This is a genomic window from Paraburkholderia sp. CNPSo 3281, assembly GCF_024206515.1.
In the GTDB taxonomy this organism is placed as follows: domain Bacteria; phylum Pseudomonadota; class Gammaproteobacteria; order Burkholderiales; family Burkholderiaceae; genus Paraburkholderia; species Paraburkholderia nodosa.
Genome location: NZ_JAMBPS010000008.1, coordinates 48674 through 66983, shown reverse-complemented (window position 1 = coordinate 66983; position 18310 = coordinate 48674). Strand labels below are relative to the sequence as shown.

Sequence of the window (18310 nt, the reverse complement as noted above, 5' to 3'; positions counted from 1 at the left end):
GGTACGGCTTTTAGTTTCGCGGTGCTCCAAAATGCGGTTCACCCAGCGCCGGCGTGGTGAGCAGATAAATGCCCGTGTTGCCGAAGGCCCAGATGAGCTTGCGGTCCCATTCGATGAACACGTTTTCCATCGGCGTGGCGTATGAGTGGGTATTGGCAAAATCTCCCGTCATGCGCGGCACGAAGTACGCGGCGATGGTGGCGTGCGACGGATCGCGAATATCGAACACCTGAATGCCGGCGTTCATGAATGGGTAAATGGCGATGCCCGAGTGGGCGGCTCCGGGCTGAAAGTAATAGCCGGGACGCTTGGGGCCGAACTTGCCGCGGCGTAGCACGAAGTCCGTGTAAGGCGCGTCAGCGGGCGGCACGGGCCGCGGCAGCACGCCGACGAGGGTTGGATGGGCCGGGTCTTTGACGTCGATTACGAAGATGTCCTTGTACGGCTCGTACCCGTCTTCATTCATCGGATAGCCGTTGACCAGTACGATCCCCAGATCGTGGGCGCGCGAAGCGTCGACGTTGTCCCCCTCCACGCCGCCCACGTTCAACGGCAGATCGAGGCTGCCTGCGGTAACCGGATTGGCGGGGTCCGCAAGGTCGACGACGTGAAAGCCCAGGCCGCCCATGACCGTGTAGCCGTAACGGCCACCCTGTTCGAGCGGCGGGTTGACGGCAATCGGCATGCGTGCGCCGAGCCACGACGTATGGTTGCCGTACTGGCGCAGGGCCCGGTAGGCGCGATCCTCGCCGAGGCGCTGGCCCGGCACCCACCACGTGGAGACGAGCCGCGGATTGCACGGATCCTCCAGGTCATAAATCAAGTGTGCCGGAGAATAGACGTAATTCGGGTATTCCTGATTAACGAAGGTGTTGTCCGGCGCCGCGGCGATAAACGCGTACCGGCCCCCGTGATAAGTCGGCACATCCAGCGCGCCGGAGCCTTGCTGCACGCGGCCGTGCGGATGCAACGCATCGGTGCTGACTTCCGCGAGCAGATGCCACTCGGTCGGGCTCGTCAGTTCGAAGACGCGAAAACCCCGAAACATCGGCTTGGCCATCAGACCGGCGACGCGCTCCGGTTCTGCATATTTGCCACCGTCGCCCATCGCGCCGAGCCCGCGCGGCACCTCGACCGACTGCAGCATGATCCACTTGCCGAGCTTCGCGTTGAACGCGATGGTGGACGCTCCGAACGATTCGCCGCCGGAAAACGTTTTGTCCACCAGCACCTTCAGTTCACGCGGGTCGGTGATGTCATAGATGTTCAGGCGAGTCTTGAAGTAGTTGTACATATAGCGCCGGCCGGCCCAGTCGATGATCTGTTGCCAGCAGACCGACGGGCTGACCACGATGGGCCAATGGGCTTCGACGGTCATGTTGCGGCAGTACTGGCGATTCTCGAGATAGTCGAGGCTATCCGCGACGGGGCGCGCATGCGGATAGAAAGGAGCGGCTTGCGGGTGAATGAATTCTCCGGTCGCCGCGTCAATGCCATAGCTGGACAGTGACGCGTGCGACGGTTCGTTGGTGCCTCGAACATGAGCCGGTTCAGACATGTTGCTGCCTCCTCCATAGGGCTTGTCGATCTCCGCGGTGCACGACGCGCCGGGGCATCAAAGTACGGAAGTGTTTGGTTCTGCAATCGATTGCATTATCGATATTCAAACTGCGTCTGTCAAATAGTTTCATGAACTTCAATTCGACTGAACGAACCGCCCCAAACTGGCGTTTCCCCAATCCGAGTGAGCGTTGGGTGCCCCGAATTTATATCCGTCAAGCCTGTGATTCGGGTTTTCCCGGGCTTGGCCGGGTGGGCGGCCATGGTACGCGCGATGCACATGGCTAACAAATGCTTGACGCGATTTTCGCTGATGGATAGCATGCAATCGATTGCATTTTCCGGCGTGGCGGCGGTATGCGGTGCGGTACACGATCGCGCCTGCCTTCATGTCTTGCGGGCGCCAGACGGAACCCGGCGCGTGAGAATGCCGGGATGTCGACAACGATCGATCAACGAGCACTTACCTGGAGACAACTGTGGTCATGAAATTGCGAACGACGTGTACCAAGCTGGCGTTGCTCGGCGCCGTGTTTTGCGCTGCGAATGCGGGCGCACAAGTGAAGATTGGCTTTCTCGGCACGCTATCGGGCCCCGGCGGCGCGCTCGGACAGGATCAATACGACGCGTTCATGCTCGCCATGGCGCAAAAGGGCAACAAGCTCGGCGGCGTGCCGGTTCAGGTCATCAAGGCCGATGACGAACTGAGACCGGACATCGGCGTGCAGGCGGCACGCAAGCTGATCGAGGAAGACAAGGTCTCCATCATTACCGGCATGACTTTCGGCAACGTCATGATGGCCGTGGCCAAGCCGGTCACAGCTGCCGGCGTCGTGCTCATCAGCTCGAACGCAAGTCCTGCGCCGCTAGCCGGCAAGGATTGCGCACCGCTCATGTTCTCCGTCTCCTCGGGCACGATGAACCAGATCAACGAGTCAGGCGGCAACCTGATGCAAGTACTGGGCTACAAGCGTGTCTATGTCATGGCGCCGAACTATCAGGCCGGACGCGACGCAATTCAGGGTTTCAAGCACACGTACAAGCAACCACTGGTCGACGAAGTCTATACGCCGCTGAACCAGCTCGATTTTTCGGCTGAAATCGCGCAACTGCAAGCTGCCAACCCCGATGCGGTCTATGTTTTCTATCCGGGCAGCCAGGGGGTCAATTTTGTGAAGCAGTATCGCCAGGCGGGCCTCATGGGCAAGCTGCCGCTGGTTTCCGTGGCCACGGTGGACGGCACGACGCTGCCGGCGCTTCAGGAGGCGGCAGTGGGGGCAATTACCGCGTCCGCGTACTCGCCCGATCTGGACAATGCGCAGAACAAGCAATTTGTTGCAGCGTTCAAACAGAAGTACCGTCGCGCACCGTCGATGTATGCGGCGGCATCGTACGACGCCGCGCAATTGCTCGACGTCGCGCTGCGCAAGGTGGGCGGCAACGTGACGGACAAGAACGCGTTACGTGCCGCGATCAAGTCGTCGGAATTCGAGTCGGTGCGAGGCAATTTCAAATTCGATACCAATCAGTTTGGCCGCGTCGATTTTTATCGAGTCGATGTCGTCAAGGATGCAGCAGGTGTCGATTTTGCAACCCATTCGAAAATCAAGGTCAATTATCGCAATCGCCTGGTCGACGAGTGCTCGATGAAGTAAGCAGCCGCGAGGCTGCGGCAGACCAATACCCAGACACCCCCAAATTTTTTCAAAGCGAGGCGGGATTCATGAACCGAAAAACAATCTATGTCATTGCCTTGTCGGGCAGCTTGCGCAAAGCCTCGACGAACACCGCGCTCCTGCGTGCCGCCCAGGAGGTCGCTCCAGAAGGCATGACGCTGGAGATCGTTGGCCTGGGCGATCTGCCGTTCTACAACGAAGACGTCGAGAAGGCCGGCATGCCAGTCGCCGTCGTTACGCTGAGCGAAAAAATCCGCCGCGCCGACGCCGTGCTGCTAGCCACGCCTGAGTATAATTTTTCGTTTTCCGGCGTACTGAAAAATGCCCTGGATTGGCTTTCACGTCCTCCCGGCGCATCCGCGCTCGCGGGCAAGCCGGCGGCAATCGTCGGCGCTGGTGCGGGTTTGGGGACGGCGCGCGCGCAGGCTCATCTGAGGCAGGTTTGTCAGGCGCTCGACATGTTGACGCTCAATAAGCCGGAGGTCCTGGTCACGCAAACCTGGACACGTTTTGACGCACAAGGCCAGTTGACCGATGCGCAAACGCGCGAGGTGCTGACCGGTTTCATGGCTCGATTCGGCGACTGGATCGAACGCCTGACTCAAGCAGATCAATTCACGGAGGTAGAAGCATGACGCATCAACGAAGCTATATCAAACGCGACAACGCGCAGGCGCGCGCCTACTCGCCAGCGGTCATTACGCAAGGCGGCCGCATTGTGTGGCTGGCCGGTCAGACCGTGGTGGCCGATTGTGAAGGGCGTTCGCTGGCGGGAAATTTCGAAGGGCAGGTGCGCGAGATATTTGCGCTGATCGGAGCCACACTGGAGCAGGCCGGCGGCACATTGACGAATCTGGTCACCATGACAGTCTCCATCACCGACGCACGCTTTGGCGATACGTTCACGCAACTGCGCAAGGAAATCTTCGCTGACAATTTTCCCGCCAGTGCGTTGATTACCGTAGCAGGCCTTGCGAAACCGGAAATGCTGGTGGAAGTCCAGGGCATTGCGGTGCTTGACTGATTGCAGCAAGACGGGGCGGCACAGGACCGCCCCGGTTCGCAAACTTAGAAGTAGTGCCTCAAGCCCAACCGGAATGATGCCTGGTGGCTGGTTGCGGAGGGGGTAAGCCCGTCCAGCGAGGCCACCGCAGGCTGGTTCAGGGAGTCCGTACCGCTGGCGCTCTGGTAGACCGCAACGCCGTAGATGACGGTGGCCTTGGACAGCGCATAGCTGGCGCCCGCCGAATACTGGTTGTACGTAGCGCCGTTGTCGTAGTTGGCCCGGCTCAGGTGAGTGTAGTTATAGGAGGCGCCTAGCCGCAGTGCCGGGTTGACCTGATATTGAATATTAACTTCCGGACTGCTGAATATTGCCTCGCCGCTGTAGTGGTAGGGGTTCGGACCGGAGGTTTCCGTATCGCCGAGATTGTCGAAGCGGGTATAGGTATAGTTCACGCCCAGCGTGAAATTGCCGATGTTATACGTCGTGGCCGCGCCGAAGATCTCCATGGTGTGGGCCGATGCGAAGCCGGCATAGACTGGATTGTATTGTGGCGACGCGGGACTTCCGGCCGATCCCATATTGTTGCTCGTGACGCTCGCCGATGCATTCGGGTTGGTGCCGAAATACGAGAAGTTCGGATTACGCGCGTTCAGGTAGGCGCCGCCGAAAGCAAATGCGCCATTCTCGTAGTTCAGCCCCAGTGACCATAGCTGATTGCGCCCGGGCGCACCCGCGATGCCTCCCATGCTGTACAAGCCGCCAAACGTGAGGCCATTGAACTTCGGGCTCGTGTATTTGATGGCGTTGTTCACACGCCGCGAGTTGGCCAGATTGTCCAGATCGTCGGGGCGGGCTCCTATGACGCCGCCCAACTGGGCGGTGGCAGTGTAACTCTGTACGAAGTCACGCACGGAGTCGTACTGGCGGCCGAACGTCAAGGTGCCGGGACTACCGGAAAGCCCTACAAAGGCCTGGCGGCCGAACATCGCGCCGCCCTGGCCGAGCGTACCATTGTTGAAGTTCAGGCCCGATTCGACCTGAAACAGCGCTTTCCAACCGCCCCCCAGGTCCTCTACACCCTTCAATCCCCACCGGCTGCCGCTCAGTCCACCCAGGCCGCCGTCGAGCATGGCGAATTGCGAGCCGCCGCGGGGGGAGCCGTTAGTGGCCCGCGAAGTTTGCACACTGGTGGTGTAATTCACGCCTGCGTCAATCAAGCCATATAGCGTGACGCTGCTTTGAGCGCGCGCGACGCCCGTGAGTGCACACGTTCCCGCAACCGCAACAAGCATCTTCTTCATGACCTATCTCCTTTAGCCGGCACGCAACGCGTCTTGATGGGCGAAGTCGGGCCAATCGATATTTTTTATGCCGACCGCAAGCCTGATTCACGTAAAGCGACGGCTCAGACGGTCGACTACGTGATTGCGCTACTTGTCCAGGTCGCAACGCCTCGTGAGCAATAGACCGTTAGTGAGAGTTCATGCAATCGATTGCAAAATAAGGTGACGATATTTGCGCGTCAAGCTCTTTTTGGCGAGGGCCAGGCAAAAGGGCATGGGCGTCATGGTGCGAATTGGCCTGGAGTGCGACGATCAAGGCATGTAGCCTGGGTGCTCGCTATATCAGGCCCTGACGCGATCGTGACTGCAAACGGCGGTACTGATCGAACGGGGCGGTATGCCGATGCGTTTTCGTACGCCGATTATCACAATCGATTGCGGAAAATTTGTATCGACCTATTTATAATGTAGCCTTGGCCGTGACACGAGCGATCCGTTCGGGGAGGCGCGTGCCGTTCTGAAGTCGTTGGCCACGGTGAGGTCGAAATTGATCGAGACCTTCTATGTCAAAAGCGAAAAGGTAGAGCTGTCGTGAAAACAAACACGTCTCAAGCAGGCAATAACCGGCGAACTGTGACGATGAAGCAGGTCGCGGAGCGGGCTGGTGTGCACGTTTCGACAGTCTCGCGCGCCTTCAATCCAGAGACGCGCTCGATGGTGGTGCCCGAGTCGGTCGCACGCGTCATGAAGGCGGCCGAGGAACTGGGATACCGGCTCGACCCGGTTGCGGCCAGCCTTCGAACCGGTCGCTCCAAGCTTGTCGGCATTCTGGTTCCGGATATCGCAACCAATGTTTTCACGCCGATTCTGACCGGGGCGACCGAGCGTCTTTCCGAGCATGGCTATTCCGTTATCGTTGCCTATGTCGGAAGCGACAGCAACAAGCAGCTCGATCTGGCCCAGGGATTGATCGCCCGGCGCGTGGACGGGCTCATTCTGGCGACGGCGAGCCGCGACGATCCGCTGGTGTCGTTCTGTATCGAGCGGGGCGTCCCGAGCGTGCTGGTCAATCGTGCAGAGAAGGACACGAGGCTATCCGGGGTGGTGTCGGACGAGCTGCTCGGCGCACAGCTCGCAGTTGACCACCTGGTCGAACTGGGGCACAGCCACATCGCCCATCTTGGCGGACCGCGCGAACATTCCACCGGTTATTTGCGGCATCGCGGCTTTATCCACGCCATATCCGCCAATGGTCTCGATGCCGCCGCGGCCCCCTGCGAGTTCGCCGATACCTATACGCGCGAACAGGGGGCAGCAGTGGCACGGCGGCTATTGAGGGCGCGGCCGGATATCACCGCAATCGTCGCCGCGAATGACTTGCTGGCCCTCGGTGCGTACGATGCCATCCGCGAATCCGGATTGAATTGTCCTCGAGATATTTCAGTCGTCGGGCATAACGACATGCCGCTTGTCGACCTGGTCGAGCCGCCGCTGACGACGATCCGCATCAGTCACAAGGAGATGGGGCGTCAGGCTGCGGACCTGCTACAACAAGCCATCGAAACGATCGATCATCCGGCCCGCAACGTGGTATTGCCGCCGAAGCTCATCGTGCGTGGCTCGACGGCGGCGCCCCGCAAGGGGGCCGCACGGAAGCCGGCGAAGGCTTCTGCGTCGAGAAAAAAATAGCTGTCCATTTCGAATTAGATCCAGGCGCTGGACGGCTGGCGCTGAAAACAGCGTGAACCCCGGGTTGTGAGGAATCGCATCAGGGACCGGCGCCGCTGCCAGCCCCTGTAGTGCCACCGGCCAGCTTCATTGAACATCCAGCGCGGGTGCCCATGCCGTGGACGCGCGCGCTTCGTCGAGATACCGCCGGTCGACGCAAGGCCTGCGCGCCCGAGTGGCCCGCGCCGTCGCGTGTGCATCCCGAATGCGCATGACCAGGGCGAGCCCGGCGTCTTCAATTTCCATATCCCGGATCAAACCGTGTGTGGGGTGAACGAGGTCGTCGAGCACGGCCAGCGCGTCGGCGTCGGAAAGTTCCGGAAACTGGGCGCGCAGCAATGCACGGCAAGCCGCCGCATTGGCAGGGTCGAAAATCCAGTTCAATGCTTCCCGGTACGCAAGAATAAAGCCGATCAACCGCGCCCGGTTCGCGCTGGCCCATGACTCGCGCACCACACCGACCGTGCCGAGATAGTCCGGAAAGAGCGCTGCGCCCGTGGCCAGCGTGCTGAATCCCTGCCGCTCGGCGAGCCGTTCGAACGGCGTTCGCACCAGGGTTGCGTCGTGCTTGCCGGCTACCAGTGCACGATATCGATTGCCAGTGCCGCCGGCAGCATCGAACTTGACGCCATCGGCGGCAATGTCGTTGAGCAACAGAATCTCGCGCAAGACAAAGGCAAAGCCGGTCGTCAAGGCGTCGACGGCCAGCGTCTTGCCTCTCAACTCGCGCACCGACGTCAGGCCCGGGCGCGCGACGAGCGAAAGGAAGCCGTGGTCTCCGCCCATGAACGCGACCAGATCGGGCGCGCTGCCATTCGCCGTTTCACCATGACCATCGGTGTAGGCAAAAACGTTGTCCACGCTGGTCAACGCAATATGCGCGTCGCCCGCGTTCATTCTGTTGATCATGTCGATCGAGCCTTTCACGTATTCGAAACTCGTGCTCAGGCCATATTTCTCGAACAGGTGCTGGTCTTCCGCAACCCAAAACGGCAGGTTGAACGCACCTTCAAAGCCGAGAATCTTTAGCGTAGCAGAACTGGCGTGCAATCGTACCCCCTTGATTATTGCAATCGATTGCATATTAAGGTGAGGCAGGTTTTTTTGTCAAGATCCGGGCGTGAGCAGTGTTTATCCCCACGATTTAGGCAAAAAATGCGAGATGCACGTGGCATCGGCTCAAGAGGATCCTGCGAATCCGCTTTGACACTGGCTGTTTCCGGCGGTATTATGCAATCGATTGCATAGGAGATGAAACATGGACAGACCGGTGCAGTGGAGCAATATCGTGACTGACGCAACCTCGACAACGGCGGTCGTCCTTGCGGCGATGGAGAAGACGGCGAATCCGCGGCTCAAAGGAATTCTGAATGCGGTGGTCAGGCACGCCCACGCGTTCCTGAACGAAGTGAAGCTAACCGACGACGAGTTCGAGCGGGGACTGGACTTCATCAGGCGGGTCGGGCTGACCTGCACGGACAGTCATAACGAGGTGGTGCTGCTGGCCGATGTGCTTGGGCTTTCGACGCTGGTGAAGGTGTTGAACAATGCCGCACATGAAGAGCGAACCGGCGGCGCGTTGCTCGGCCCGTTTTATCGGGCGGGCTCACCGCGTTACGAGCAAGGCCACGCCATTGTGCAGGGCACGACCTTGGGCCCCCCGCTGTTCGTGAGTGGCCATGTGCTCGACACGAACCGCCAGCCGATACGCAATGCGCGCGTGGAGGTGTGGCAAGCGTCGCCGGTCGGCCTCTACGAGAATCAGGACCCGCAGCAGCCCGAGATGAATTTGCGTGGGCACTTCTTTACCGACGCGCAGGGCGCGGTCAAATTCAGAAGCGTGCGGCCAGCCGGCTATCCGGTCCCGACGCAGGGTCCCGTCGGCGATCTCTTGCGCCTTCAGAAGCGCCATCCCTATCGCCCGGCGCATCTTCACTTCGTTGTCGTAGCGCAGGGCTACGCGACGCTCATTTCGCAGATCTTCGCCGACGACGCGGAGTATCTGGATTCAGACGTCGTATTTGGCGTGACGCGCGATCTGGTCGGCGAGTTTGAACGCCATGAGGCAGGCACAGGGCCGCATCCGCAAACTCAGGAGCCTTATTACACGCTGGAATGCGTTTTCGTTCTTGGAGAGGGCGTTTCGACGTATCCGACGCCGCCCATCAAATGATCGAGGGAGACGAAATGTCCAACAACCTTCTTGAAGGCAACGTCGCCGTGGTGATCGGTGGCAGCGGCGGCATCGGAAAAGCGACGGCGAGGCGGCTGGCCTCGTCGGGCGCACGCGTCGTCGTGGTGGGAAACACCGATCTCAAGGCCGTCGAGGAGATCGCGCGAAACCTCCCGGGCGAAGGGCACATGGCAGCCCTCGCGTCGATTGCCGATAGCGCGACCTTGGCCACGCTCACGCAACTCGTTCGGGGCCGGTATGCAAAGGCCGATATTCTGGTGAACACGGCGGGCTTGACCAAGCCGGTGAACCACGCCGACCTCGACGCGCTGACCGATGAGTTGATCGATGAAATGTTCAGGGTCAACTGGCGCGGGCAATTCGCCGCTATCCGCGCGTTCAGGGAGCTTCTTGCCGCGTCGGGCGATGGTCTCGTGGTCAACGTGTCGTCCATTTCGGCCACCACGGGTGTGGGCAGCAATATCGCCTACTGCGCCGCCAAAGCCGGGCTCGACCTCATGGCGGCGTCGCTCGGCCGTGCACTGGCGCCGCATATCCGCGTCGTGAACGTGTCTCCGGGCGTGGTCGATACGACCTTCGTGCCTGGCCGTGGGGCCGATTTCAACCAGAAAGTCGCGAGCACCACGCCGCTCGGCCGGATCGGCACACCGGACGATATTGCCGCCGCAATCGAAGCGTGCGCGACCCACTTAAGCTTCGCCACCGGCACGACTCTCGTGGTCGACGGCGGTCGGCGGCTGAACTAGTAGAACCGGCGCAGAGGCAATCACATGCATGCACGAAAAACCATTCTCACCTGCGCGGTGACCGGGAACCTGACGAAGCCCGAACAGCACCCGGGGCTACCCATTACGCCGGAGCAGATCGCCACGGCGTCTCTCGACGCGGCGCGCGCGGGCGCCGCCGTCGTTCATATTCATGTGCGCGATCCCGCAACCGGTCGCCCTTCAATGGATATCGCGCTCTACGAGGACGTGATCAAGCGTATCCGCGCCGTGAACGGGGATCTCGTCATCAATCTGACTACCGGACCCGGGGGGCGCTTCATTCCGAGCGACGACGATCCGCGTGTCGCGGCCCCCGGTACGACGCTGATGCGGCCGGAAGAGCGCGTCGAACACATCCTCCAGCTGCGTCCCGATATCTGCAGCCTCGACCTCAACACCATGAATTCCGGTGGCGAAGTCGTCATCAACACGCCGAAGAACGTCAAGCGGATGGCGGCGGTGATCCGCGCGGCAGGGGTCAAGCCGGAGCTTGAGATTTTCGATTCCGGCGATATGCATCTCGCGCGCGATCTGATCGCTGAAGGCGTGCTGGATGGTCCAGGGCTGTGGACCTTTGTGACGGGAGTTAAGTACGGCTTCTGCGCGTCGCCGGAAACGCTGCTCTATGCGCGCAATCTGCTGCCGGGCGGGGCCACGTGGGCGGCGTTCGGCGTTGGCCGTTTCGCGTTTCCCATGGTCGCGCAGTCATGGCTCGCGGGCGGACACGTTCGCGTCGGGCTAGAGGACAACATCTACATGTCGAAAGGCGTGCTTGCGCAGAGCAATGCCGCACTGGTCGAGCGCGCACGAGGCATCGTGTGCTCGCTCGGCGGCGAACTGGCTACGGCAAACGAGGCGCGTGAATTGCTGGGGTTAAATCGATGAGGTCGAGGCATTTTCCTGCGCCGATCGAGCCTTCGGTCGCCCCCGATGCGTTTGTTGGAAGCGGCAGCCGGCTGATCGGCGAGGTGAGCGTCGGTGCGCAAAGCTCCATATGGTTCAACTGCGTGTTGCGGGCAGACGTGCAGAAGATCACGATCGGCGCCCGAACGAACATCCAGGACGGCACGATCATTCATGGCACGACAAACGGGCCGCCGGTCTCCATCGGCGATGACGTAACCGTAGGGCACGGCGCCATCCTGCACGCTTGCACGATCGAGGACGGCGGGTTTGTCGGCTTCGGCGCGCGGGTCCTGGACGCGGCCGTGGTGAGATCGGGCGGGATGCTTGCCGCAGGTTCACTGTTGTCTCCGGGCAAGGTAGTTGGCTCCGGCGAACTCTGGGCCGGGCATCCTGCTCGCCTCATGCGCACGCTGACCGAGACGGAGCGCGCCGGGATGGCCGCCACGGGGCTGCGCTATGTAGCGCTAGCGGGTCGATACGCGCGCATGAATTTGATTGTCTTTAACTATCAGGAATGCAAACTATGAACGCAGTCTATGTTACCCGCCCGAGCGCCAGCGTGGACGCGCTCGAGCTCGATATCGTCAAGCAGCGCGCACTCGAATCCAGCTCGCCAGAATGGCGGGCGCAAAGGTGTCCGGCGTCGAGCGCGGCGCCGAGGCGTATGTCGGGCACGCCAGCGGCGACGTGATCATGATCGACGCGTCGTCGCAATCCATCGAGGAGGTCGTGCGCGAGAAAGCGGCTGGCCATGGCGCCGATATCGTCTACAACACGGTCGGAAGCCCGTACTTCGAACAGGCCAAGGCGCTCGCGAAGCGCGGCACCCAGATCTTCAGTTCGACCATCGATCGAGCCGTGCCATTCGACATCTTTGCGTTCTATCGCGGCCAGCACACCTATGTCGGCATCGATACGCTCGCCATCGACAGCATCGAGGGCGCGACGACTCCCGACCAGCTATTGCCCTCATTCGAAAGTGGCGCATTGAAGCCGTTCCCGGTCAACCCGGACTATGTCTTCTTATTCGAAAACGCGGTGCCTGCGTATCAGGCCGTGCTGCGCGGTACGGCCAACCGGGTGCTGCGCAAGCCATGAACGTGACCCGCTACGATAGCGCGCCGCGGTATTTTCCGGCCCACCACTTTTCCATGCGTTGCGTGAGACTACAGGGGCACGAAGCCGGCCCCGCGGATTCGTTGTGGCTCGGCGTATCGACCATCGAGCCGGGCGGGTATACGACCCTGTCCGCGTCGGCGCTCGAGAAGCACTATGTCGTACTTGCCGGCGAGCTTACGGTGCAAACGGACGAAGGGGACGTGGTGCTGCGCGCCCATGACTCGTGCAGATTGGCCCCGTTCGAGCGGCGCGCGCTAAAGAACCTGTCTTCCGAGCCCGTTTCGGTATTACTCGCGATGCCGTTTCCTCTGCCATGCACCCCAACGCTCTCACCCAGATTTCCCTCGTCCGCAAGCTGAAGTTCAATCAGCTGATGGTGTTCGAGCGCGTGCTGGAAACGCGCTCGGTCGTACGGGCCGCAAACGAGATGCGCCTCACGCAACCCGCCGTGACCAGAGTGATTCAGGAGCTCGAGTCCTGTTTCGAGGGCGAGTTGTTCGAGCGTTCGAATCGCGTCGTGAAGCCCGCCGAACTGGGCGTGATGCTCGGCCGCCGCGTCAAATCGCTGATGGCCGAGCTGCGCTACATGACCGACGAGCTGAACGCCTTCTCGTTGCGCTCCAACAAGGCGGAGAGCGCGGCGTGCCAGGCGTTCCGGGGTTGCCTGCGCGAGGCCGCTATGCTGGCGTCGGCGGCACACGGCGGCGGCTGATGGGTGAGGCCGTGCGTCGCGCCGCCGTGTGCGCATATGCACGCGCGCGCGGGGCACGCCCACTGGTATTCCGGATCTGCATAACAGCGCCGAATCTTTGATTGGCCGGGCTGCCGGCACTCCCCTGGATTAGCGCCCGTTATTAGTGTGAACAGGCCCTAAGCCGAATCACTCGTCGCCCGCGCGGTTCGGCTGGCGGGCGCATTCGTGTTGGCGGCGGGGCTGTCGTGCGCCGGCAGCCCGCTCACCGCAGCCGTGAGCCCGCGCCCGCCCGGGTTGTTGCGCAGCGTGAACGTCAGGCGCTGACGCTGCGCGATGCGCGCCACGATCGAAAGACCGAGTCCGCTGCCCGTGCCCTGGGCGTGATCGCCGCGAAAGAAGCGGTCGAGCACGCGCTCGAGATCGGCTTCGGGAATCCCAGGCCCGTTATCGATGACTTCGAAGCCGAGCGTGTCCTGCGAACGCGTGAGCACGAGATCGATCTTGCCGCCTGCCGGCGTGTAGCGGATCGCGTTGTCGAGCAGGTTGTTCAGCAAGGTGTTCAGGCCGTGCGCGTCGGCGTTCACGTTGCAGACACACTCGGGCGTCACGGGCGGCCGCGACTCCAGGCCGAGGTCGATGCCTTTCTCCTCCGCGAGCAGCGAGAAGTCGCCGATGGCCTGCTCGCCCAACCGCCGCAGGCTCACGACAGTGGCCGGCGTGCTCGCTTGCGCATCTTCGCGCGCGAGCGTGAGCAATTGCTGCACGAGGCGGATCGTGCGGTTCAGGCGTGTTTGCATGCGCTCGAGCGTGCGCGGCTCGCCGGTGAGCGTGCCGTCGTGGAGTGCCGCCTGCCATTGCAGCTTGAGCGCGGCGAGCGGCGAGCGCAGCTCGTGCGCCGCGTCGGCGATGAAGGTGCGCTGCGCCTGCGAGGCCGTATTCAGGCGGTCCAGCAGGTCGTTGAGCGCGACGACGAGCGGGCGCAGTTCGACGGGCACCGAGCCATCGAGGCGCAACGGCTCCAGCTCATGCACCGAGCGCGAAGCGAGCAGCGCCGACAACGCGCCCACCGGCGCGAGGCCGCGCGTCACCACGAACAGCAGCAGCACGATGGCCACCGGCACGAGCAGCGCGAGCGGCCACAACGTATGCAGCGCGAGGTGCAGCGCCAGCCCGTCGCGCACGGAAATGGGCTGCGCGACCTGAACGAAGCGGTCCGGTTGCGCGAGGCCGTACACGCGCCAATGCACCTCGTCGTGCTCGATCGTGCGAAAGCCCGTGGCCTGGCGCGGCAGCACGGGCGTTTCCTGCGAGCGGTAAACCAGTTTGCCGTCGTGATCCCAGATCTGGATGAGAATGCGGTCGTCCGCGATCTCGTCGAAGCCGGCGCCGGACTGCTCGACCTGGCGTGCCGTCGCGGCGTTCGCGGGCATGGAAAGCGCCACGGCATGCAGCTCGTAATCGAACAGCTCGCCCGCTTCTTCGCGCGCGCTGTGAAAAATGCCGAAGCCCGCCACCACGGAAGCGGCCGCGAACCCGCAGATGAGCCAGCCCAGCAGGCGGCGGCGGATGGAATTCATTCCGATCTCTTGAGCCGGTAGCCCACGCCGCGCACAGTCACGATCTGGTCGGTGCCGATCTTGCGGCGCAAGCTGTGCACATGCACCTCGATCGCGTTGCTGCCGACTTCCTCGCCCCAGCCGTACATGCGCTCTTCGAGTTCGGCCTTCGTGAACACGCGCGCGGGCTGCTCGATGAGCACGCGCAGCAGCGCGAATTCGCGCGGCACGAGCGCGACGCTTTCGCCGTCTTTCGTCACCTCGTGCGCGGCCGGGTCGAGCGCGAGGCCGCTGTGCGTGTAGACCGGCTGTTTCTGGCCCGTGCGGCGGCGGAGCATGGCGCGCGTGCGGGCGGCCAGCTCGTCGAGATCGAAGGGTTTGATCAGGTAGTCGTCGGCGCCGGCGTCGAGCCCGGCGATACGGTCCGTCACCGAGTCGCGCGCGGTCAGGATCAGCACGGCCGCTTCGCCGCCTTTGCGGCGGTAGCCGTTGAGCACCTCGATTCCGTCCTTCTTCGGCAGCCCGAGGTCGAGCAGCACGAGGTCGTACACGTCGTTGTCGAGGGAAAGCTCCGCTTCGCGCCCGTCGCGCGCCCAGTCGACGGCATGACCCTCGCGGCGCATCGAGTCGAGCACCGTTTCGGCAATCATTTCGTCGTCTTCCACCAGCAACAGGCGCATCGCTCGCTCCCCTAATTTCAGCTTTATATTGTCGCTCATCCCGGCTTAACCGGTGCTTAAGCGGCACGCTGAGCGAGCGCCTGGAGTTAGTCGAGGAGTTTCAGCACATCGTCGTAAAGCGCGCGCGGCACCTTCACGCCGTCTCGTTCGCTGCGCTCGCGTGCCTCGAAACGGCGCTGCGACGGCAAGCGCGCGCCCTGGGCGGTGATGGCGGCGAACATCCGCTCGGCGCGCGCTTGACCGGCTGCGTAGCCGTCGCCGCCGAAGCGCCGGGGATCGATGGCGATGACGAGTTCGCCATGGCAAGGGCTCGCGCCCGCGCCGCCGTCGAAGGCCTGCGACTCCATGCTCGTGAGGTCGCCGATCAGCGCGCCCGCAAGCAACTCGATCATGGCCGCGAGCGCCGAGCCCTTGTGGCCGCCGAACGTCTGCATCGCGCCATCCAGCGCGGCGCGGGCGTCGGTGGTCGGCTGGCCCTCGCTATCGAGCGCCCAATGCGGCGGAATGGGCTTGCCCTCGCGCGCGTGCAGTTCGATGTCGCCGCGCGCAATCGCGCTCGTTGCGAAGTCGAACACGAACGGCGGCCCGCCTTCGCGCGGCCATGCGAACGCGAGCGGATTCGTGCCGAACACGCCGCGCGTGCCGCCCGCCGGCGCGACCCAGCTATGGCTCGGATTCATGGCGATGCCCACGAGCCCTTGCGCCGCGATGGCTTCGACCTCGGGCCACAGCGCCGAAAAATGAAAGCAGCGGTTGATGGCCATCGCCGCGATGCCCTGGCTGCGTGCTTTCTGGGCGAGCAAGGGCAGGCCGGTTTCGAAGGCGAGCAGCGAAAAGCCAAAGTGCGCGTCCACGGCCAGCACGCCGGGCGCGATATCGCGCAGCGTCGGTTCGGTGCGCGCATCGACCTTGCCGCTCTTGAGCGAGCGTGCGCAGACGAGCAGGCGATAGATGCCATGCGAATGACATTCGTCGCGCTGGCCTTGCGTGATTACGCGCGCGATCGCATCGGCGTGCGCCTCGGACATGCCGTGCCGCAGCAGCACGTTGCGCGAGAGCGTGAAGACTTCGTCGAGCGTGAGGACGATGGTGGTGGACATGGCATCCCGTGTAAAAAAACAAACCGGGCCAACGTGGCCCGGTTTCGGTGATTCGAATGAAGATTGGGAGAGAGGCGCGCTGAATTCGTAACGCTTAGAGACCGACGTCCGGCAGGGCGGGGCGCGTGGCGAGCGCCTTCTCGACCACGGCCTTCACATGCGCGAGCGCTTCGCCTTCGAGCGCCAGGCGCGGCGGCCGCGTGGTCGCGCTGCCGCGGCCCACCAGTTCCTCGCACAGCTTGATGCACTGCACGAGGTCGGGGCGCGCGTCGAGATGCAGCAGCGGCATGAACCAGCGGTAGAGCGCGAGTGCTTCCTCAAAGCGCTTTTGCTTCGCGAGACGGAACAGCGTTTCGCCTTCCTTCGGGAACACATTCGACATGCCCGAGACCCAGCCTTGCGCACCGACGGCCACGCTTTCGACCACTACGTCGTCGAGGCCCGCGAACAGCACGAAGCGGTCGCCCACGGCGTTGCGCAGATCGATGAAGCGGCTCGTATCGCCCGACGAATCCTTGAAGCAGACGATATTTTCGCAATCCTGAAGAGCGATCAGGATGTCGGGCGTCACGTCGTTCTTGTAGATCGGCGGATTGTTGTAGACCATCACCGGCACGTCGGTGCTGGACGCCACGGCGCGAAAATGCGCGGCCGTTTCGTGCGGCTTCGAGGAATACACGAGCGCCGGCATGACCATCACGCCGTCCACGCCCACGCGCGCCGCTTCTTTCACGGTTTGACGCGCGAACTCGGTGGTGAATTCGGCGATGCCCGCGATCACCGGCACTTTGCCGCCTGCCGCGTCGCGCGCGGCCTCGATCACCGCAATCTTTTCATGCGTCGCGAGCGACGTGTTCTCGCCGACGGTGCCGCACACCACGAGGCCAGACACGCCGTCCTTGACGAGATTGCTCACCACCCGGTGCGTGGCGTCGATATCGACCGAGAAGTCCGCCTTGAACTGCGTGCTGACGGCGGGAAACACCCCGCTCCACTGGATAGCGCTCACTGTGACTCACTCCTTGAATGCGTAGCGGCTCGCGCCGCTACCTGTTGAATATGAGTGGAGTATCGCTGTCCAGATCGTTTGACGCTTGGGGCCTTTCGCGCCTCAAAAAGACGAAATCTGCATAGTCCGCCGCTTTGTTCCGCGGCCCAGGGACAACCCTGGGCGCGCTGCCACCAGGCTCAAGCGCCGGACGTCTGCGCGCTTTCGGGCGTTTGCAGCAACGCGCGATACTGGCTTGGCGTGACGCCCACCGTGGCCTTGAATTGCCGCGTGAATGCGCTGTGATCGTTATAGCCGCACTGCGTGGCGATGTCGGTGATGCTCAGGTCGCTCGCGAGCAGCACCGAGGCCGCGTCCAGACGCGTTTTCAGCAGCATCTGGCGGGGCGTGAGGTGAAAGATCTTGTGGAAGTAACGCTCGATCTGCGCCACCGACATGTTGATGAGCTTCGCCAGGTGTGCGAGCTTGAGCGGTTGCGCATAATTGTCCTGGATGTACTTTGCGGCGACCGCGAGCCGCTGGTAAGCGGGATGCGTGCCTTCGGCGGCCTGCAGATCGCGCGAAATGCCCGCCACGCCCAGCACGCGGCCGCGCGCGTCGTGCAGCGGGACCTTCGAGGTGAGACACCAGCCCGGCTGCCGGCCCGCATACAGATGCAGTTCGAGCTGGTCGATGAGACTGCTGTCGAGCCGAACCACGGCCTGGTCCTGCGCGGTATAGCTGTGGCCGAAGCGTGAGGGAAAGACTTGCTCGGCCGTCTTGCCGAGCAGCGCGCGCTTCTCTTTGAAGCCGCAGCGCGCGGCGAGTGTGGTGTTGGCTATCACGTAGCGCGCCTCGTGATCCTTCACGAAGAACACCACGTCCGGCATGGCGTCGAACAGCGGTTCGAGCATGGTGAAATGCGCGACCATCTGCGCAAACGTGGCGTTTTCGAGGGCGGCGGGCAGGACCAGTTCGGGCATCGCGAGGCGCTTGGGGCGGGATCGGCGGAAACCGCCATTGTGCCGATTTGCGCACGCTCGCGCATCTGCA

General features: G+C 62.6%; 17 protein-coding genes and 1 pseudogene. 10 read left to right on the top strand and 8 right to left on the bottom strand.

The genetic code is table 11. The features are described from left to right. Positions 1-10: 10 nt before the first annotated feature. Positions 11-1558 carry an LVIVD repeat-containing protein gene (locus tag M3I56_RS11735; protein ID WP_254354052.1) on the bottom strand — a complete coding sequence of 516 codons (1548 nt, stop codon included), beginning with the start codon at positions 1556-1558 and terminating at the stop codon, positions 11-13. A gap of 487 nt (positions 1559-2045) precedes the next feature. On the opposite strand from M3I56_RS11735, the gene M3I56_RS11730 reads away from it, so the two are divergent. From M3I56_RS11730 to M3I56_RS11720, 3 genes are all read left to right on the top strand, one after another. Further along, positions 2046-3215, top strand: a complete 1170-nt coding sequence (locus tag M3I56_RS11730; protein WP_254354050.1) for an ABC transporter substrate-binding protein — start codon at positions 2046-2048, stop codon at positions 3213-3215. Between the two features lie 68 nt (positions 3216-3283). Beyond that, positions 3284-3871, top strand: a complete 588-nt coding sequence (locus M3I56_RS11725) for an NADPH-dependent FMN reductase (RefSeq protein WP_254341917.1) — start codon at positions 3284-3286, stop codon at positions 3869-3871. Then, entirely contained in the window at positions 3868-4260 is a 393-nt protein-coding gene (locus M3I56_RS11720; protein WP_254341916.1) for a RidA family protein, read from the top strand. The genes M3I56_RS11725 and M3I56_RS11720 overlap by 4 nt, the downstream gene beginning before the upstream one ends. A 44-nt stretch (positions 4261-4304) precedes the next feature. Here the strand turns inward: M3I56_RS11720 and M3I56_RS11715 are convergent, their stop codons facing one another. Continuing rightward, complete coding sequence (locus M3I56_RS11715; protein ID WP_254354048.1) at positions 4305-5543, bottom strand: porin; 1239 nt, start codon at positions 5541-5543, stop codon at positions 4305-4307. Between the two features lie 573 nt (positions 5544-6116). Between M3I56_RS11715 and M3I56_RS11710 the strand changes: the two genes are divergently transcribed. Continuing rightward, on the top strand, positions 6117-7214 hold the full coding sequence (locus M3I56_RS11710) for a LacI family DNA-binding transcriptional regulator (RefSeq protein WP_254354046.1): 1098 nt from the start codon (positions 6117-6119) through the stop codon (positions 7212-7214). A gap of 126 nt (positions 7215-7340) precedes the next feature. On the opposite strand, the gene M3I56_RS11705 is transcribed toward M3I56_RS11710, so the two are convergent. After that, on the bottom strand, positions 7341-8336 hold the full coding sequence (locus tag M3I56_RS11705; protein ID WP_254354044.1) for an ABC transporter substrate-binding protein: 996 nt from the start codon (positions 8334-8336) through the stop codon (positions 7341-7343). 175 nt (positions 8337-8511) lie between these two features. Between M3I56_RS11705 and M3I56_RS11700 the strand changes: the two genes are divergently transcribed. From M3I56_RS11700 to M3I56_RS11670, 6 genes and pseudogenes are all read left to right on the top strand, one after another. Next, positions 8512-9426, top strand: coding sequence for a dioxygenase (locus M3I56_RS11700; RefSeq protein WP_254354042.1), 915 nt, complete (start codon positions 8512-8514; stop codon positions 9424-9426). Beyond that, on the top strand, positions 9423-10193 hold the full coding sequence (locus M3I56_RS11695; RefSeq protein ID WP_375541715.1) for an SDR family NAD(P)-dependent oxidoreductase: 771 nt from the start codon (positions 9423-9425) through the stop codon (positions 10191-10193). Before M3I56_RS11700 ends, M3I56_RS11695 begins: the two co-directional genes overlap by 4 nt. Before the next feature lie 24 nt (positions 10194-10217). Beyond that, on the top strand, positions 10218-11099 hold the full coding sequence (locus M3I56_RS11690; RefSeq protein WP_254354040.1) for a 3-keto-5-aminohexanoate cleavage protein: 882 nt from the start codon (positions 10218-10220) through the stop codon (positions 11097-11099). After that, entirely contained in the window at positions 11096-11647 is a 552-nt protein-coding gene (locus M3I56_RS11685; protein WP_254354038.1) for a gamma carbonic anhydrase family protein, read from the top strand. The genes M3I56_RS11690 and M3I56_RS11685 overlap by 4 nt, the downstream gene beginning before the upstream one ends. Next, positions 11616-12218 (top strand): zinc-binding dehydrogenase, encoded by a 603-nt coding sequence (locus M3I56_RS11680; protein ID WP_375541714.1) that lies wholly within the window; start codon positions 11616-11618, stop codon positions 12216-12218. The genes M3I56_RS11685 and M3I56_RS11680 overlap by 32 nt, the downstream gene beginning before the upstream one ends. A gap of 334 nt (positions 12219-12552) precedes the next feature. Continuing rightward, positions 12553-12855, top strand: a pseudogene (locus tag M3I56_RS11670) (LysR family transcriptional regulator); the annotation flags it as partial. A gap of 254 nt (positions 12856-13109) precedes the next feature. Here M3I56_RS11670 and M3I56_RS11665 read toward each other — a convergent pair. The 5 genes from M3I56_RS11665 to M3I56_RS11645 form a co-directional block, all read right to left on the bottom strand. Then, entirely contained in the window at positions 13110-14510 is a 1401-nt protein-coding gene (locus tag M3I56_RS11665; RefSeq protein WP_254354035.1) for an ATP-binding protein, read from the bottom strand. Further along, positions 14507-15169, bottom strand: a complete 663-nt coding sequence (locus tag M3I56_RS11660) for a response regulator (protein WP_028203032.1) — start codon at positions 15167-15169, stop codon at positions 14507-14509. The genes M3I56_RS11665 and M3I56_RS11660 overlap by 4 nt, the downstream gene beginning before the upstream one ends. Before the next feature lie 86 nt (positions 15170-15255). After that, positions 15256-16269 carry an Ldh family oxidoreductase gene (locus M3I56_RS11655; RefSeq protein ID WP_254354034.1) on the bottom strand — a complete coding sequence of 338 codons (1014 nt, stop codon included), beginning with the start codon at positions 16267-16269 and terminating at the stop codon, positions 15256-15258. Positions 16270-16363: 94 nt separating this feature from the next. Then, positions 16364-17278 carry a dihydrodipicolinate synthase family protein gene (locus M3I56_RS11650; RefSeq protein WP_254354033.1) on the bottom strand — a complete coding sequence of 305 codons (915 nt, stop codon included), beginning with the start codon at positions 17276-17278 and terminating at the stop codon, positions 16364-16366. A 179-nt stretch (positions 17279-17457) separates the two neighbouring features. Continuing rightward, positions 17458-18240: an AraC family transcriptional regulator gene (locus M3I56_RS11645; protein ID WP_254354032.1), complete on the bottom strand. Its 783-nt coding sequence runs from the start codon at positions 18238-18240 to the stop codon at positions 17458-17460. Between the last annotated feature and the right edge of the window lie 70 nt (positions 18241-18310).

What these genes read in the sequence shown, in the direction of transcription:
- M3I56_RS11665 (WP_254354035.1), bottom strand. Translation starts at nt 14,510, where the DNA reads ATGAATTCCATCCGCCGCCGCCTGCTGGGCTGGCTCATCTGCGGGTTC.
- M3I56_RS11695 (WP_375541715.1), top strand. Translation starts at nt 9,423, where the DNA reads ATGATCGAGGGAGACGAAATGTCCAACAACCTTCTTGAAGGCAACGTC.
- M3I56_RS11685 (WP_254354038.1), top strand. Translation starts at nt 11,096, where the DNA reads ATGAGGTCGAGGCATTTTCCTGCGCCGATCGAGCCTTCGGTCGCCCCC.
- M3I56_RS11735 (WP_254354052.1), bottom strand. Translation starts at nt 1,558, where the DNA reads ATGTCTGAACCGGCTCATGTTCGAGGCACCAACGAACCGTCGCACGCG.
- M3I56_RS11690 (WP_254354040.1), top strand. Translation starts at nt 10,218, where the DNA reads ATGCATGCACGAAAAACCATTCTCACCTGCGCGGTGACCGGGAACCTG.
- M3I56_RS11725 (WP_254341917.1), top strand. Translation starts at nt 3,284, where the DNA reads ATGAACCGAAAAACAATCTATGTCATTGCCTTGTCGGGCAGCTTGCGC.
- M3I56_RS11720 (WP_254341916.1), top strand. Translation starts at nt 3,868, where the DNA reads ATGACGCATCAACGAAGCTATATCAAACGCGACAACGCGCAGGCGCGC.
- M3I56_RS11700 (WP_254354042.1), top strand. Translation starts at nt 8,512, where the DNA reads ATGGACAGACCGGTGCAGTGGAGCAATATCGTGACTGACGCAACCTCG.
- M3I56_RS11660 (WP_028203032.1), bottom strand. Translation starts at nt 15,169, where the DNA reads ATGCGCCTGTTGCTGGTGGAAGACGACGAAATGATTGCCGAAACGGTG.
- M3I56_RS11655 (WP_254354034.1), bottom strand. Translation starts at nt 16,269, where the DNA reads ATGTCCACCACCATCGTCCTCACGCTCGACGAAGTCTTCACGCTCTCG.
- M3I56_RS11730 (WP_254354050.1), top strand. Translation starts at nt 2,046, where the DNA reads ATGAAATTGCGAACGACGTGTACCAAGCTGGCGTTGCTCGGCGCCGTG.
- M3I56_RS11705 (WP_254354044.1), bottom strand. Translation starts at nt 8,336, where the DNA reads ATGCAATCGATTGCAATAATCAAGGGGGTACGATTGCACGCCAGTTCT.
- M3I56_RS11645 (WP_254354032.1), bottom strand. Translation starts at nt 18,240, where the DNA reads ATGCCCGAACTGGTCCTGCCCGCCGCCCTCGAAAACGCCACGTTTGCG.
- M3I56_RS11715 (WP_254354048.1), bottom strand. Translation starts at nt 5,543, where the DNA reads ATGAAGAAGATGCTTGTTGCGGTTGCGGGAACGTGTGCACTCACGGGC.